This window comes from Streptomyces manipurensis (assembly GCF_049570255.1).
GTDB classification, from domain to species: Bacteria; Actinomycetota; Actinomycetes; order Streptomycetales; family Streptomycetaceae; genus Streptomyces; species Streptomyces manipurensis.
Window position 1 is genome coordinate 6,912,565 of the sequence record NZ_CP186950.1, and the last position, 14,426, is coordinate 6,926,990.

Genomic DNA, 14,426 nt, shown 5'->3' on the forward strand with positions numbered 1-14,426 from the left:
GGCCCGTCAGGCGGGTTCGAGCAGCTCCGTGTGCACGGCGGCGTGGCCCCGGCGTCCCCGTCCCCGGGATCACCCGGCCGACAACCTCGGTGTGCGCGTCGGCACCGTGCGCCGGCTGCCCGTCCGCTCGAAGGCCGCGGCGAGGGTCAGCAGGGCGTTGTCGTCGTAGGCGCGGCCGGCGAAGGTCAGTCCGACGGGCATGCCGGTGTCCGCCATGGTGCCCATCGGCACGGTCACGGTGGGGATGCCGAGGTGGCGGGGGACCAGGTTGCCGTTGGCGACCCAGACGCCGTTGCGCCAGCCGAGGTCGGCGGAGGCGGGGGAGACGTCCATGTCGGCGGGGCCGACGTCGGCGACGGCCGGGAACACCACGGCGTCCAGGCCGAGCCCGTCCATCCACAGCTCCAGGTCCAGCCGGCGGGTCTCCTCGAGCCCGCGCAGCCCTGCCTCGAGGTGCGGCATGTCGGTGAGGGAGGCGTACGGGCGTTCGCGCACGAAGCGCGGGTAGTCGCCGATGGTGTCGTCGAAGCCGTCGTAGCGGTCGGGCAGTTCGCCTTCCTGCTTGGGCCAGATCAGGCTGCCGTCGACCTCGGCCAGGGTGGAGAGGGCCGGGTCGCCGTTGGCGCGCAGGAAGTCGTCCCACGCCCAGGCGGACAGGTCCTCGATCTCGAAGGCGAGGTACTCGCGGCCGACCAGTCCGCGGGTGAGCAGCGAGGGCGCACCGGGGCGGTCGGACTCGTAGTTGGTGACCACGGGGAAGTCGACCTCGACCACCTCGGCGCCCGCCGCCTCCAGGTCGCGGCGGGCGGCCTCCCAGAGGGTGATCACCGAGGGGCGGGTGTCGATGCGCTGCCCGGTCTGGCCGCCGATGCCCCCGTCCGGGTTCGTTCCGGCGTCCGGGTCGGCGTTGACGTACATGCGGGGGACGCCGACGCGCTTGCCCGCGAGCACGCCGGACGCGGCCGCGGCGTCGGCGGGCGCGAGCGCCGGGTAGGAGGCGGGGCGCACCCGCGAGGCCGGGGGCAGTTCCACCCACGGCTGGGCGCGCCACAGGTCGCCGCGCGTGTGCGGGTCGTCGGCGACGATCACGTCGAGCAGTTCCAGCAGGTCGGCCATGGTGCGGGTGTGCGGGACGACGACGTCCATGGTCGGTACGAGCGGCCAGTTGCCGCGGACGGAGATCACGCCGCGGCTGGGCGTGTAGGCGCACAGCGCGTTGTTCGAGGCGGGCGCGCGGCCCGAGGACCAGGTCTCCTCACCGAGGCCGAACGCGCCGAAGGACGCCGCCGTCGCCGTGCCGGAGCCGTTGGAGGAGCCGGAGCCGTAGGCACTGGTCAGCCAGTCGGCGCTGTACGGGCTCTCCGCGCGGCCGTACACGCCGCGCTGCATGCCGCCGTTCGCCATGGGCGGCATGTTGGTGAGGCCGATGAGGACGGCTCCGCCCGCGCGGAGCCGTTCGATGGCGAAGGCGTCGCGCTGGGCGACGAGGTGCTCGAAGGCGGGGGAGCCGCACGCGGCCGTGAGCCCCTCGGCGAGGTAGCTGTCCTTGGCGGTGTACGGGATGCCGTCGAGCGGGCCGAGGGTCTCGCCGCGCGCGCGGCGGGCGTCGGAGGCCTCCGCATCCGCGCGGGCCCGCGGGTTCATCACCACCATCGCGTTCAGCGCGGTGCCCGTGCCGGGCCGGTCGTACGCCTCGATCCGCGCGAGGTAGGCGTCGAGCAGGCCGACCGCGGTCGTCTCGCCCTTCTCCAGCGCCGCGCGCAGGTCGGCGATACAGGTCTCCACGACATCGAATCCGCGCGTCATGTGGGTGTCTCCTGGGTGGTTGGTGGGACAGGCGGGCCGCGGGCCGTCGGGGCGACCGCGCACAGCCGGCCGTGACACTCCCCATCGCTCTGACTAGATTTTCAGTCTAGACTAACGGTCTAGATTTTCGGAACCTAGACTGGGGAGCCGGATTTCCGGAACGAAAGTGAGCCCATGCCGACGTCAGAGACCGGTCCCGCGGTGCCCGACCGCTCCTCGCCGGCGGGTGCGACCGGGCCGTCCGGCGCGGGGACCGCCTCCTCCCGGCCCGCCGGTCGGGGTGCGGGCAGGGCTGCGGGCCGGGTCGCGGTCGACCGGAAGCGTCAGCCGAGCGGGGACGAGGCGCGCGGGCGGGCGATGAGGGCCGCGATCAGCGTGATCGCCGAGAAGGGCACGGCCGCCCTGCGGATGTCCGACATCGCCGAGCGGGCCGGCATGAGCACGGGGCACATCCTCTACCACTTCGGCAAGAAGGACCGGCTGCTGCTCGAAGTGCTCGCGTGGAGCCAGGCGGACCTGTGGGCCGGCTTCCAGCAGGCCGCCGACCGGGCCGCGTCGCCCGCCGAGAAGCTGGACCTGTTCGTCGGCCACTACCTGCCCCGCCACCAGGGCGACGAACGGTACGCGCTGTGGACGCAGGTGCTGGCCCAGCGCCACGACGAGGCGGGCCGCCGCATCCTCACGGAGCTGCTGGACGGCTGGGACGAGCGCCTGGAGGCCATCGTGCGCGAGGGGCAGAACACCGGCGACTTCGCCGACGTGGACCTTCCCGGATTCACCATCCGGGCCGTGGCCATGCTCAGCGGGCTCTCCGAGGACGTGATGTTCGGCCGGTCCCGCTGGCAGCACACCTCCGCGCACGCCTTCGCCCTGTCCGCCCTCGAACGCGAACTGCGCCCCGCCGGCCGGGAGTGACGGCGCGCGGGCCGGCGGTCATGGCGCGGGGCCCCGCTCAGGAGCCGCTGCGGGAATCCTCCGCCGTCCTGCGGGCGTAGGTGCCAGGGGTACACCCGAAGTGGCGGCGGAAGGCCGGGATGAAGCCGTTGGTGCTGGTGAACCCGACCTGGGCGGAGACTTCTCCACCAGCGCGACCACCCTGCGCCGCGCCTTCCAGGCGGGGACCGGGATGCCCTTCTCGGAATGGCGCACCCGCGTGCGCCTCAACCACGCCCTCGGCCTGCTGGAGCAGGGGCAGACCGTGCAGGCGGCCCCCGCGGGCTGCGGCTGCGGGCTCCGGGCCCGGGAATGCCGGGCGGCCCTGCGGGGGCCCTTCTTCGAGCGCGGTCACGGCCATGATCCCTCCCTGGACGGGAGGCTCCCTCACCCCCGACCCGTGCTAGGGAAGGCTCACCTAAGTCTCGGTGGTGGTTGATTGACGCGAGGGTAACTTCAGCTCGGGGGACGGCCGGGTGAACCGTGCGTGGCGCAGGTGGACGAGGCCGGCGTAGAGGACGGCGAAGGCGGTCCAGGCCAGGTAGAGGCCGGGCAGACCGAGCCCCAGGCCGAGGCCGAGGAACCAGCCCAGCGGGATGAGCAGGACGTAGTCGCTGATCACCGAGGCCACCATCAGGGCCCGGGTGTCGCCCGCGGCGCGCAGCAGGGCGCCGCGCGACATCGCCGGGACCATCGGCGCCATGCTCAGCAGCGCGAGCGGGGTGGTCTCCCAGGCCGCTGCCGCGACCGCCGGGTCCGCGGTGACCAGCGAGATCAACGGCCGGCCGAACGCGAACACGAGGACGGAGGGGACGGCGAGCAGCAGCAGGAGCAGCCGGGCCCCCGCGCGCTGCCAGGCATCGGCCCGCTCCCGGTCTCCGCCCCCCAGTTCCCGCCCGGCCAGGACCGTGATCGCCGAGGCGCCGGACGCCAGTGCGGTGAAGACGACCAGGAGCAGGTTGTCGACGATGCGGTGGGCGGCGAGCTCATGGGTGCCCATCCGGGCGGCGAATCCGGCCAGCAGCGCCTCGTTGAGGTAGCCGATGCCCAGGGTGCTCATCTCCGGCCAGCCGATCCGCCACAGCTCCCGCCGGACCTCGCGCGGGTCCCCGGGCCTCCCCACGGCCCGCGGCAGCCGGCGGCGGGCGTACAGCAGGAGGTACCCGCATCCCGCCGCGGTGGCGGCGAGGGTCGCGAGGGCCGCGCCGGTGACGCCGAGACCTGCGCGGAAGACCAGCAGCAGGCCGACCGGCAGGTTGACCGCGTTGACGAGCAGCGCGTGGTACATCGCGGCCCGCGTGGCCCCGATGCCCGCACAGGCCCCCTGCAGGGTGAAGGAGACGGCGGCGAAGGGCACGGCCCAGGCGAGGACGTGCAGGTACGCGGTCGCCCGGCCCAGTACGTCCTCCGGAGCCCCGAGGAGCAGGAGCACGGGCGTGGCGGCGGCGTACAGCACGGCCCCGACGGCGGCGCCGGCGGCCAGCGCGGTGAGCACGCCGGTGCGGACCACCCGGGCGACCTCGTCGGGCCGTCCCGCGCCGTGCCGCCGGGCCACCTGCACCTGCACGGCCGTCGCCCAGCCCCGGACGACGATCAGGGCGATCAGGTACACGGGGGCGGCGAGCGAGAAGGCGCCGAGCGCCCCGGAGGAAAGCCGGGCGAGCAGCACGGTGTCCACGATGTTGACGGTGATCTGGGTCAGGCCCGCGATCAGCAGCGGGTAGGCGAGTCTCCACACCCCGCGCGGGCCCGGTGGCTCCGGTGCGGTCACAGGACCGCCTGGGCCGCGTCCAGGAGTTCGGTGTCCCGGGTCAGCAGGATGAGGGTGTCGACGCGGGAGTCCTTCCAGGCCAGGATCCGCTCGACGAGGGCGGGCAGCGGACCGGGCAGGGCGACCTCGTCGAGCAGGGTGTCGGGGACCGCGGCGAAGGCCTCGGCCTTGCGCCCCTCGGCGAGGTGCCCCCGCACGGTGTGCGCGGCGCCCTCGTACCCCATCGCGCAGGCGACGTCGAAGTAGGTGTTCCGTCCCGAGGGGCCGACCGCGCCGATGAGGTGCGCGAACAGCGGGCGCAGCCGGTCGCGGCCCTCCTCCGCGGTGTCGGCGCGGGCCACGTACAGGATCGGGCTGATGCGCACCTCGCCCGGTGCGCGGCCGGCACGGGCGAGGCCTTCGTCCAGGGGAGCGGTGAGCACGGCCTCGTGTTCCGGGGCGTACAGGCCGGCGAGCCAGCCGTCGGCGATCTCCCCGGTCAGGGCGACGTTGCGGGGGCCGATCGCGCCCAGGTGGACGGGGATGTCGGGGCGCAGCGGAACCATGTCCGACTTCACGGGCCGGGCGGTGCCGCTGGAGCCGGGGCCGCGGTAGGGGAGCCGGTAGATCCGGCCGTCGTGTTCCACGCGGGTGTCGTGGGCGACCGCCCGGCGGACGATCTCGACGTACTCGCGGGTGCGGCGCAGGGGTTCGGAGTAGGGCTGCCCGTGCCAGCCCTCGACGATCCACGGGACGGACAGCCCCAGGCCCAGCCGGAAGCGGCCGCCGGAGAGCATGTCGAGGGTCATGGCGGTCATCGCGGTCGTGGCGGGGGTGCGCGCCGGGATCTGCATGACGGCGGTGCCGAGCGCGACCCGGTGGGTGACGGCGGCGAGGTAGCCGAGGATGCTGACGGCGTCGGGGCCGTACTCCTCCACGCTCCACACGGAGTCGACGCCGATCCGTTCGGCGTGCTCGACGACGGGGAGGAGCTCTTCGACGGGTTCTCCGCCGTAGCCCAGGGCCAGCCCGAGGTGCATGCAGGTGCTCCTTCTCGTGTGGGTGGACGGTGTGCGCCGCCCCGTCCGGGGCTCAGGAGAACGGCAGGGGGGAGAGGACCAGGTCCGTCTCGCGGGTCGGGCGGGGGATCCAGCCGCGGGCGGCGGGCTCCCGGTGCAGGCGCCTGCCGCCGAGGAAGGGGAAGGCGGCCGGCGTGTTGGAGGTCAGGCCGGGCACGATCACACGGGCCACGTGCAGCCCGGCGGCCCGCACCCGCGGAGGGGTCAGGTCCACGGCGATGGCGCGCAGCCCCTGCGCGGCGAGCATCGCGAGGCAGCCGTCCAGACCGGGGGCCGCGGGCCCCGCCGGGGGCGAGGTGCGGGTGCGGTGGCCGGGCCGAGGGGTGCGCAGCCGGTCCAGCCGGGCGCCCTGCATGCGGGGGTCGAGGTGGACCTGGACGTGCAGGCGCACGTCGTTGACGTCGTGCCAGTCGGGACGGAAGTCCTGGAGGTAGGCGCGGTCCTCCCGGTGGTCCCGGTAGGGGCTCCGGCCGGTGCGGCCCGCACGGACGGCGGTCCAGAACCCGCCCGCACCGTCCAGCAGTTCCATGGCGGTCTCGTGCATGCCGACGGCCTCCGTGAGGGCCTTGGCCGCGGCCGCTCCGGGTGTGGCGCGGCAGGCGCTGCCGAAGCCGACCAGGCGCCGTACCGGATCCTCGACGAAGACGCCGGCCACCGTGACGTCGAAGGTGGAGGGGATCCGCAGCAGCGTCACGCGCAGCCCCGAGGCGGCCGCCTCGGCCAGCGCGGTGGCCAGCGGCCCGTCCGGGGCCGTGTCCAGCGGCGCGGCCGGTGCGCCGCTGAGCCACCACAGGGTGACGGCGTCGCGTTCCAGCACCTCGTGCAGGGCCGCGAGCCGGGCGTCCCGCACGGTCGGGCCCGCGGCCGTGCCCGCCAGCACGGGATGGTGGGTGTGCGGCTCGGCGCGGCGCGCACCCCTGAAGTAGTTCACGTACGTCAGGGAGGCGGGGACGAGGACCTCCGTGCCGTCGTGGAGATCGAGCCCGGTCGTCCAGGCGAGGGGCAGGTCGCGTGTCATCGGGACGAACGGGAAGCCGCGTGCGGCGTACTGGGCGGGCGAGTGGAGCGCCGCCTCCCGCGGATCGAGGGCGGCGCGACCCGCCCGGACCATTCGGTCGTACGGGGCGGTCGGCAGCGCGTCGGGGACGAGATTGGCGCAGTGGCGTTCGACGGCCTCGCCCACGGCCGCCCGGCGTGCCTGCCCGTGGTCGCCGAGGGCGGCCCCGCCGGTGACGGTGTCGACCGCGGCCGGCGCGGTCGCGGGGTCCGTGGACAGGTGGGCGCTGTACGAGACGCAGCTCGGCACCGTCCGTACGCGGGGACGGTCCAGGACGACCCTGCGGACCAGGTGCACGCCGGCGTCCGCGAGCCGCGCGGTCAACTCCGTCTCCTCCGGGGCGTGTTCCGCCGGTGCCGTCGGGTCCTCGGGTGCCACGGGCATCTCCCTCTCCCTTGCGTCGGTCGGCGGGACGGTCGGCGGGCACAGAGCGAGGGCGGGCGCGGGGCGGTGTCGGATGCGACGGCGTGCGGTGGGGGCGACGACGGCCGCCCCCACCGCACGGTTCAGCTGTCGCTCTGCTCCTCCTCGGTGTCCTCGCGCCACTCGAACGGCGCGTCGACCGCCGGGGTGTGGGACTTCAGGCAGCCCGCCTGGGGCTCTTCGGGCTCGGCCCAGCCTGCGTGCGCCATCTGCGTCCTCCTCGGGATCGGCACAGGATGCACTGTTGCGCACCAGGTGCAAGAACAAATGACATGCGGGAATGTAGAGCGGGGTCGTGCGGCCGCTCAACACCCCCCGTACGGCAATGGCGTCTTCCGGCCGGTGCCGCCGGCGGTGCGGTACGCACTCCGCGGACGGACGGCAGCGACGCGCGCGTGCCGGACGGGGCGGAGGGGACGCACCACGACGTACGGGCCGCCTGACGGGCCGGTGCGCGGGGGCGGCCCGCAGGACCGCCCCCGCCTCCTCACCCGGTCCGGTTGACCGGATTCCCTCCCCCTGCGCGACCGTTGTTCGAGACGTCGGGCCCGGCCCCGGGCAGCACGGTGATCTGCGGGATCCCGGTGTCCGCGTGCCGGCTCACCTCCGCCTCGACGCGGTAGACCCCGGCGAGCAGCTCCGGCGTCAGCACCTCGCCGGGAGTCCCCGTGACGACCGTCCGGCCGCCGTCCATGACGCAGATGCGGTCGCAGAAGGCGGCGGCCAGGTTGAGGTCGTGCAGGGCGATCACGGCGGTGACCCCGGTCCTGCGGACCAGCCGCAGCGCGTCGAGCTGGTGGCGCAGGTCGAGGTGGTTGGTGGGCTCGTCGAGCACCATGGTCCCGGCCCGCTGGGCCAGGGCGCGGGCGATGAGCACCCGCTGCTTCTCCCCGCCGGACAGCCGGTCGAACGGCGCGTCCGCCAGGGCGGCCACGTCCAGTTCGGCCAGCGCTTCCATGACGACGGCGCGATCGGTGGCGTCGTCCCCGGCGAAGGCGCGCTTGTGCGGGGTGCGGCCCATCGCGGCCACGTCGTACACGGTCAGCTCGAAGTCCCCGCCGCTCTCCTGCAGTACGGCCGCGAGGCGACGGGCGAGGGCCTTGCCGGGCATCCGCCACACGTCCTCGCCGTCCAGCAGGACCCGTCCCGAGGTCGGGCGCAGGGCCCGGTAGAGGGTGCGCAGCAGGGTGGACTTGCCGGCGCCGTTGGGGCCCACGAGCGCCAGCACCTCGCCGGGCTCCGCCCGCAGGGAGACGCGGTCGACCAGGGTCCGTCCCTCCACCACCACCGACACCTCCTCCACGGCGAGCGCGCCGGGCGGGGAGGCCGGTGCGGCGGAGGGCGCTCCGGGGGAGGGCGCCCCGGCCGAGGGCGCCCCGGGGGTCGCGAGGTCCGTCATCGTGCCGCCTTCCGTCGCATCAGCCAGAGGAAGAACGGGCCGCCGACCAGGGCGGTGAGGATGCCCACGGGTATCTCCTCCGGGCTCATCAGGGTCCGCGCGCCCAGGTCGGCGGCGATCAGGAACGTCGCTCCGAGCAGGGCCGCGGCGGGCAGGGCCCGGCGGTGGTCGGCGCCCACGAGCAGGCGCACCACATGGGGCATGATCAGGCCGACGAAGCCGATCTGCCCGCTGACCGCGACGATCGTCCCGATCATCAGGGCGACGAGGACGAACAGGGCTCCGCGGAAGCGGTGGACGTCGAGCCCGAGGGCCGCGGCGGCCTCCTCCCCGGCCAGCAGCAGGTTCAGGGACCGGCAGACGGCCAGCAGCACGGCGGTGCCGGCGAGTACGGCCCCGACGGGGATCCAGACCGTCGTCCACGTGGTCCCGGCGAGGCCTCCGAGCATCCAGCGCAGGGCGGACTGCGTCTTGTGCGGGTCGTTCGACGTCACGATCAGGAAGCTGGCCACGGCGGAGAGGACCTCGGCCATGGCCACGCCCGCGAGTACCAGGCGTACGGTCGTCATCCGGCCGCCGGAGCGGGCCAGGAAGTACACGGCGACCAGCGCGGCCAGCGCCCCGCAGAAGGCCGCGACGGGCAGGGAGAACATCCCGAGGGCGGTCACGGGGACGACGAGGACCAGCACCGCGCCGACCGAAGCGCCCGAGGAGACCCCGAGGAGCATCGGGTCGGCCAGCGGATTGCGGACCAGGGCCTGGAGGGCCATGCCGGCCACGGCCAGGCCCGCTCCCACCACACCGGCCAGCAGCACCCGCGGCAGCCGCACGTCGACGACGATGGTCTCCCGCACCGGGGTCCAGGTCGGGTCGGCCAGGGCGGGGTGCAGCCGGTGCAGCAGGATGCCCCACACCTGTCCGGCCGGCACGCCGATCGAACCGATCGCGATGCCCGCCGTCACGGCCGCGGCCAGCAGCAGCCCGAAGGCCGCGAGCAGCACGGGATAGGGGACGGCCCGGCGACGGCGGCGGACGGGCGGGGCCGGGGCCGGTCCGCTCCCGGACCGGGCCGGCGGGGGCGCCGCGGCGACGTCCTTCAGCTCGGTCACTGGAACCGGTCCGGGTGGATCTGGCGGGCGAGGGAGTCCACGGCCGCCGGTACCCGCACGCCGAGGACGGTGGAGGACAGCGGCAGCACCGCGAACCGCTGGTTCTTGATGGCGGGGACGTCCTTCAGGGCCGGGTGCGCGAGGAGGAACTTCTTCTTCTCCTCCACGGGCTGGTCGCCGTAGTCGTAGATCACGACCACCTCGGGGGCACGCTCGGCCACCTGCTCGAACGAGACGTCGCCGAAGGCCTTGTCCAGGTCGGCGAAGAGGTTGACCCCGCCGGCGCGCTTGATCATTTCATTGCCGATGCCCTTGCCGCCCGCGGTGAACGCGGTCTTGTCACCGCTGTCGTAGACGAACAGCTTGGCCGGGGCGACACCGGCGAGCCTGCCCTCGACCTGGTCGAGGACGCCGTGGAGCTTGTTCACCTGCTCCTCGGCCCGCTGCGGCACGCCGAATATCTTCGCGACGGTGCGGATCTCCTCGTCGACCATGGCCATGGTCACCGCTCCGGACGGGCACTCCTCGATGTTGAGGTGCGTGTTGATCCCGGCCTTGGTGAAGGCGGCGCGGCCGCGGCCCTCCTTCTCGTCGAAGGTGGAGCCGAACCCGCCGTAGACCAGATCGGGTTCGGCGGCCAGCAGCGCCTCGAAGGACGGGTACTCCTTCGACAGCACCTTCACCGAGTCGTAGGCGGCCTGGTACTCCGGCAGGATCCGGTCGTCGAGGTAGCCCGTGCCCACCATCGACTTCTCCAGCCCGAGGGCGAGCATCACCTCGGTGGCGTGCTGGTTCAGCGACACCGCGCGCTGCGGGGGCCGCTGGTACGTCGTCTCCACACCGCAGTTGGACACCGTGACGGGGAAGCCGTCGGCGGCCGGCGCCGAGGCGGATCCGGGGTCCTGGGAGGTGCTGCCGCAGCCCGGTACGAGCAGTACGGCGGTCACGGCCAGCAGGACGGAAAGCGGGCGTGTGCCCCTCATGTGGTGGGTCCTTTCGGGGGTTTTCGTCGATCTCTTGCAAATTAGATGCAGTTGCATCCAGGCAGCAACAAGGTGCGCGGCCGCACGGGGGCGTACGGCAGCACAGCGGGTTGCGCGTTGTGGGGGTGTGGTCCGCTCCGGTGCCCGCTGTCGGGCGCCGGCGCAACGCGTGCTCAGGAAGGGGCGGCGGTGGCGGGCCTCTCCGGTGGTGCCGGAGGCTCGCTCCGGTGCGCGGAGCCTCCCGGGTCGAAGCGGACCGGCGCCCGGAAGCGGGCCTTGCGGGCGGCGCGGCGGAAGGTGGTGAGGACGGCGGGCCCGGCGAGGCAGATGCAGAGGAAGTTGGTGGCGGCGCGTCCGGTGTCCCAGCCCAGGGACGTGGCCAGGTCGAAGGCCAGGTAGCGCTGGAACTGCTCGGTGAACGGCAGGCCGGGAAGGTAGGCGATCGAACTGTTCGGGTCGAGGGAGAACGGCCAGAAGGACAGGTTCAGCAGGAATCCGAAGAGGTAGCCCGACAGGGAGCCGTAGACGGCCAGCAGGGCGACCTCGCGACGGCCGGACGCCTTCGGCAGGAAGCCGGCGAGCATGCCCACGAACGCGCAGCCGAACATCTGGTACGGCATCCAGGGCCCGACCCCGCCCGTGATGAGCGCCGAGGCGAACAGCGAGGTGCAGCCCAGGGTGAAGCCGAAGCCCGGCCCGTACACCCGGCCGGCCAGGACCAGGATGAAGAACACCGTCTCGATGCCGGCGGTGCCCGCGCCCAGCGGGCGGACCGCGGCGTTGACCGCGGACAGCACGCCCAGCATGGCCAGGGCCTTGGAGTCGATGCCGCCCTCGGCGATCTCCGAGATCACCACGCACAGCACGATCACCAGCAGGACGCCGAAGATGAGCGGCGGGGCGTAGTTCGACCCGAACTTCCCCGGCGCGACGAGGAACGGCCAGAAGAACGCGACGACGCCGAGGAACGCGGCCATGGCGATGACGACGCCGGCGCGGGCGTTGATCCGGACGGCCGCGGTGCGCACGGCGGCGGTCATCGGGCGGGGTCCGTTCCGGCGCCGGACAGGGTGGCGGTCACCTGGACGACCGTGAGGTAGGGGAGCGGAGCGAGGATCTTCGCGGTCTGCGGGGCGAACACGGGGGAGGCGACGATCACCTCGGTGGTGGGGCCGTCGGCGACCACGTCCCCCTCGGCCATCACCACGACGCGGTCGGCGGCGCGGGCGACGAACTCCACGTCGTGCGTGGAGACGACCACCGCGCGCCCCTGGGTCGCGAGGCCGTCGACGATGGCGATCAGCTGTTCCTTGGCCCGGTAGTCGAGGCCCCGGGTGGGCTCGTCGAGCAGCACCACCCGGGGGGCCGCCGACAGCTGGATCGCGAGGACCAGGGCGAGCTTCTGGCCCTCGGAGAGGTCGCGGGGGTGGGTGGAGTCGGCGATGCCGGGTGCCAGGCGGTCCAGGATCTCGCGGGCTCCGGGGGCGTCGGCGCCGACCTCGGACTCGGTGTCGGCCTGGTCGAGTTCGTCCTTCACGCTCTCCAGGTAGAGGAGGTCGGTCGGGGTCTGCGGGACCAGGCCCACCAGACGGCGGGCCTCGGCGGCGGACAGCCTGCGCGGGTCCCGGTCCTCGCCCCCGGCGCCGCCGGGTGCCCGCACGTGCACGCTGCCCGCCTTGCGCGGGCCGGAGCCCTGGAGCGCCCACAGCAGGGAGGACTTGCCCGAGCCGTTGCGGCCCATCAGGGCGGTGACCTCCCCGCCGCGCAGGTCGAGGTCGACCTCGCGGACCGCCGGGACGCCCTGGTAGGCGACCGTCACCCCGCGCGCCCTGAGCAGCGGGCCGGAGCCGGTGGCCACGGGTGCCGGGCGCACCGGCGGCGGGGCGGCCGCGGCGAGCCGGGTCCGCAGCGGCGCCGCGGCGCGCCGGGCGTCGCGGATCGAGAGCGGCAGCGGGTCCCAGCCGGCGGCGCGGCCGAGCTCCACGACGGGCGGCGCGATGGAGGACGTGACGAAGATCCCGGCGGGCGGGCCGGACACCACGCGGCCGTCGCCGGGGAGGTGGATGACCCGGTCGGCGTACTGGACGACCCGCTCCAGGCGGTGTTCGGCGAGGAGGACCGTCACGCCCAGGTCGTGCACCAGCCGGGTGACGGCGGCCAGGACCTCCTCGGCCGCGGTCGGGTCCAGGGCGGAGGTGGGCTCGTCCAGGACCAGGACCCGCGGGTGGGCGGTCAGGACGGAGCCGAGGGCGACGCGCTGCTGCTGGCCGCCCGACAGCTCGTGCAGGGCACGGTGGCGCAGGTCGGCCAGGCCGAGGAGGTCGAGGGTCTCCTCGACCCGCTTGCGCATCGTGGCCGGCGGGATCGCCAATTGCTCCATCGCGTAGGCGAGTTCCTCCTCGACGGTGTCGGTGACGAACCCGTCGAGCGGATCCTGTCCCACGACCCCGACGACGTCGGCGAGCTCCCGGGGCGGGTGGTGTGCGGTGTCCCGGCCGTCGACCAGGACGCGGCCGTACAGGGTGCCGCCGGTGAAGTGCGGGACGAGACCGTTGACGGCGCCGAGGAGGGTGGACTTGCCGACGCCGGTGTGGCCGACGACCAGGCAGAGCTCGCCCTCCTCGACGGTGAGGTCCACGTCGCGCAGGACCGGTTCGGCCGTGTCCTCGTACCGGACGGAGACCTGGTCGAAGGTGATCACTTGGGTTCCTCGGTGCGCTGGGCGGGGACGGTGGGCCGGGCGGGGGCCGTGGGCGGGGGCGCCAGGAAGCCGGCCGCCCCCGCCAGGAGGATCGCCGCGGCCGGGACGAGCGGCAGGGTCGGCCAGCTCAGCGGGTAGATCGACGGGTTCAACTCGGCTGCGTTGAAGCCGACGTTGGTGAAGAGGAGGACGGCCGAGAGGACGCCGCAGCCCGCCACGGCCCATTCGGCGGCGCGCCACGGATCGGGCCGGTAGCTGGTCCGCCTGATCCGTCGGCCACCGAGCCGCAGGCCCGCGAAGCACAGCACCGCCCCCGCACCCATGGCGGGGAGCCCCAGCAGCTTCGGCGCGGTCGCGTCGAGCAGCCCGTACGCACCGGCGCACAGGCCGCACATGCCGAGGAGCATCAGGGCGCCGGTCAGGCGGCGCGAACCACGGGTGGCGGTGCCGGCGCGGCCGTAGCCGCGCGAGTCCATGGCCGCCGCGAGCCGCAGGGAGCGCTCCAGGGCGTCCTCCAGGACGGGGACGACGATCCCGCGCAGGGCCCGGAGGCCCTTGGAACGTCCGGCCCGCAGCCGCTTGGCGCGGTGGACCCGCTGCACGCTCTGGACGAGCTGCGGCGCGACACTGAGTGAGACGGTGACGGCCACCCCGAGCTCGTAGAGGGCGCCGGGCAGGATGCGCAGGGCCCGCTTGGGGTTGGCGAGGGTGTTGGCGGCGCCGATGCAGCACAGCATGCAGGCCAGGCGGAGCCCGTCGGTGGCGGCGGAGAGCAGCGCTTCCAGGGAGACGGGTCCGCCGAGCTGGATGCCCGCGTACCAGTCGGGGGTGGGGATGCGCGGCAGCGAGAAGAGGAAGTGGTCCCGCGGGGTGATGCCGGTGGCGAAGACCGCGCGGAAGACCACCCGGATCGCCACGACCGTGAGCGCCAGGTACAGGTAGTACTTGAAGCCGCGCGCCCAGGGTGCCTCGGTACGGCGCATGGTGATCACGTAGCCGAGGACCGCGAGGACGAGGAACAGCAGCAGCGGGTTGTTGGTACGGCTCACGGCGGTGGCCAGGGCGAGCGCCCAGACCCACCAGGCGACCGGGTGCAGGGTACGGGGCAGGCGGCGTCCGCCCGTGTCCGGCGCGGGAGCGGACACGGGCGGCTTGGCCGCCGCCTCGACGGTGGTGCGGGGCACGC

13 protein-coding genes are annotated in these 14,426 nt (G+C 74.2%); 2 read left to right on the plus strand and 11 right to left on the minus strand.

What is annotated here, in order from left to right; all coding sequences use genetic code 11:
* Positions 1-69: 69 nt before the first annotated feature.
* A complete protein-coding gene (locus tag ACPU2J_RS31450; RefSeq protein ID WP_423834573.1) occupies positions 70-1,806 on the minus strand; it encodes an amidase in 1,737 nt (578 codons plus the stop codon).
* 174 nt (positions 1,807-1,980) lie between these two features.
* On the opposite strand from ACPU2J_RS31450, the gene ACPU2J_RS31455 reads away from it, so the two are divergent.
* Positions 1,981-2,721 (plus strand): TetR/AcrR family transcriptional regulator, encoded by a 741-nt coding sequence (locus ACPU2J_RS31455; protein WP_423834574.1) that lies wholly within the window; start codon positions 1,981-1,983, stop codon positions 2,719-2,721.
* A 211-nt stretch (positions 2,722-2,932) separates the two neighbouring features.
* Complete coding sequence (locus tag ACPU2J_RS31460; RefSeq protein WP_423835031.1) at positions 2,933-3,178, plus strand: hypothetical protein; 246 nt, start codon at positions 2,933-2,935, stop codon at positions 3,176-3,178.
* On the opposite strand, the gene ACPU2J_RS31465 is transcribed toward ACPU2J_RS31460, so the two are convergent.
* The 10 genes from ACPU2J_RS31465 to ACPU2J_RS31510 all read right to left on the minus strand — a co-directional run bounded on the left by ACPU2J_RS31465 (position 3,158) and on the right by ACPU2J_RS31510 (position 14,424).
* On the minus strand, positions 3,158-4,510 hold the full coding sequence (locus tag ACPU2J_RS31465) for an MATE family efflux transporter (protein ID WP_423834575.1): 1,353 nt from the start codon (positions 4,508-4,510) through the stop codon (positions 3,158-3,160). The genes ACPU2J_RS31460 and ACPU2J_RS31465 overlap by 21 nt on opposite strands.
* Positions 4,507-5,529 carry an LLM class F420-dependent oxidoreductase gene (locus ACPU2J_RS31470; protein ID WP_423834576.1) on the minus strand — a complete coding sequence of 341 codons (1,023 nt, stop codon included), beginning with the start codon at positions 5,527-5,529 and terminating at the stop codon, positions 4,507-4,509. Before ACPU2J_RS31470 ends, ACPU2J_RS31465 begins: the two co-directional genes overlap by 4 nt.
* A 52-nt stretch (positions 5,530-5,581) precedes the next feature.
* Positions 5,582-7,009, minus strand: a complete 1,428-nt coding sequence (locus ACPU2J_RS31475) for a YcaO-like family protein (RefSeq protein ID WP_420078586.1) — start codon at positions 7,007-7,009, stop codon at positions 5,582-5,584.
* A gap of 122 nt (positions 7,010-7,131) precedes the next feature.
* Positions 7,132-7,257 (minus strand): hypothetical protein, encoded by a 126-nt coding sequence (locus ACPU2J_RS31480; protein WP_361593090.1) that lies wholly within the window; start codon positions 7,255-7,257, stop codon positions 7,132-7,134.
* 278 nt (positions 7,258-7,535) lie between these two features.
* Positions 7,536-8,447, minus strand: coding sequence for an ABC transporter ATP-binding protein (locus tag ACPU2J_RS31485; RefSeq protein WP_423834577.1), 912 nt, complete (start codon positions 8,445-8,447; stop codon positions 7,536-7,538).
* Entirely contained in the window at positions 8,444-9,547 is a 1,104-nt protein-coding gene (locus ACPU2J_RS31490) for a FecCD family ABC transporter permease (protein ID WP_423835032.1), read from the minus strand. The genes ACPU2J_RS31485 and ACPU2J_RS31490 overlap by 4 nt, the downstream gene beginning before the upstream one ends.
* A gap of 5 nt (positions 9,548-9,552) precedes the next feature.
* Positions 9,553-10,539 carry an ABC transporter substrate-binding protein gene (locus ACPU2J_RS31495; protein ID WP_423834578.1) on the minus strand — a complete coding sequence of 329 codons (987 nt, stop codon included), beginning with the start codon at positions 10,537-10,539 and terminating at the stop codon, positions 9,553-9,555.
* A gap of 173 nt (positions 10,540-10,712) precedes the next feature.
* Positions 10,713-11,579: an ECF transporter S component gene (locus tag ACPU2J_RS31500; RefSeq protein WP_423834579.1), complete on the minus strand. Its 867-nt coding sequence runs from the start codon at positions 11,577-11,579 to the stop codon at positions 10,713-10,715.
* A complete protein-coding gene (locus ACPU2J_RS31505) occupies positions 11,576-13,240 on the minus strand; it encodes an ABC transporter ATP-binding protein (RefSeq protein ID WP_423834580.1) in 1,665 nt (554 codons plus the stop codon). Before ACPU2J_RS31505 ends, ACPU2J_RS31500 begins: the two co-directional genes overlap by 4 nt.
* Positions 13,237-14,424 carry an energy-coupling factor transporter transmembrane component T gene (locus ACPU2J_RS31510; protein ID WP_420078580.1) on the minus strand — a complete coding sequence of 396 codons (1,188 nt, stop codon included), beginning with the start codon at positions 14,422-14,424 and terminating at the stop codon, positions 13,237-13,239. Before ACPU2J_RS31510 ends, ACPU2J_RS31505 begins: the two co-directional genes overlap by 4 nt.
* Between the last annotated feature and the right edge of the window lie 2 nt (positions 14,425-14,426).

Excerpts from the sequence above, each read along its gene's own strand:
- ACPU2J_RS31450 (WP_423834573.1), bottom strand. The coding sequence starts at position 1,806 with ATGACGCGCGGATTCGATGTCGTGGAGACCTGTATCGCCGACCTGCGC.
- ACPU2J_RS31455 (WP_423834574.1), top strand. The coding sequence starts at position 1,981 with ATGCCGACGTCAGAGACCGGTCCCGCGGTGCCCGACCGCTCCTCGCCG.
- ACPU2J_RS31460 (WP_423835031.1), top strand. The coding sequence starts at position 2,933 with ATGCCCTTCTCGGAATGGCGCACCCGCGTGCGCCTCAACCACGCCCTC.
- ACPU2J_RS31470 (WP_423834576.1), bottom strand. The coding sequence starts at position 5,529 with ATGCACCTCGGGCTGGCCCTGGGCTACGGCGGAGAACCCGTCGAAGAG.
- ACPU2J_RS31475 (WP_420078586.1), bottom strand. The coding sequence starts at position 7,009 with ATGCCCGTGGCACCCGAGGACCCGACGGCACCGGCGGAACACGCCCCG.
- ACPU2J_RS31480 (WP_361593090.1), bottom strand. The coding sequence starts at position 7,257 with ATGGCGCACGCAGGCTGGGCCGAGCCCGAAGAGCCCCAGGCGGGCTGC.
- ACPU2J_RS31485 (WP_423834577.1), bottom strand. The coding sequence starts at position 8,447 with ATGACGGACCTCGCGACCCCCGGGGCGCCCTCGGCCGGGGCGCCCTCC.
- ACPU2J_RS31495 (WP_423834578.1), bottom strand. The coding sequence starts at position 10,539 with ATGAGGGGCACACGCCCGCTTTCCGTCCTGCTGGCCGTGACCGCCGTA.
- ACPU2J_RS31500 (WP_423834579.1), bottom strand. The coding sequence starts at position 11,579 with ATGACCGCCGCCGTGCGCACCGCGGCCGTCCGGATCAACGCCCGCGCC.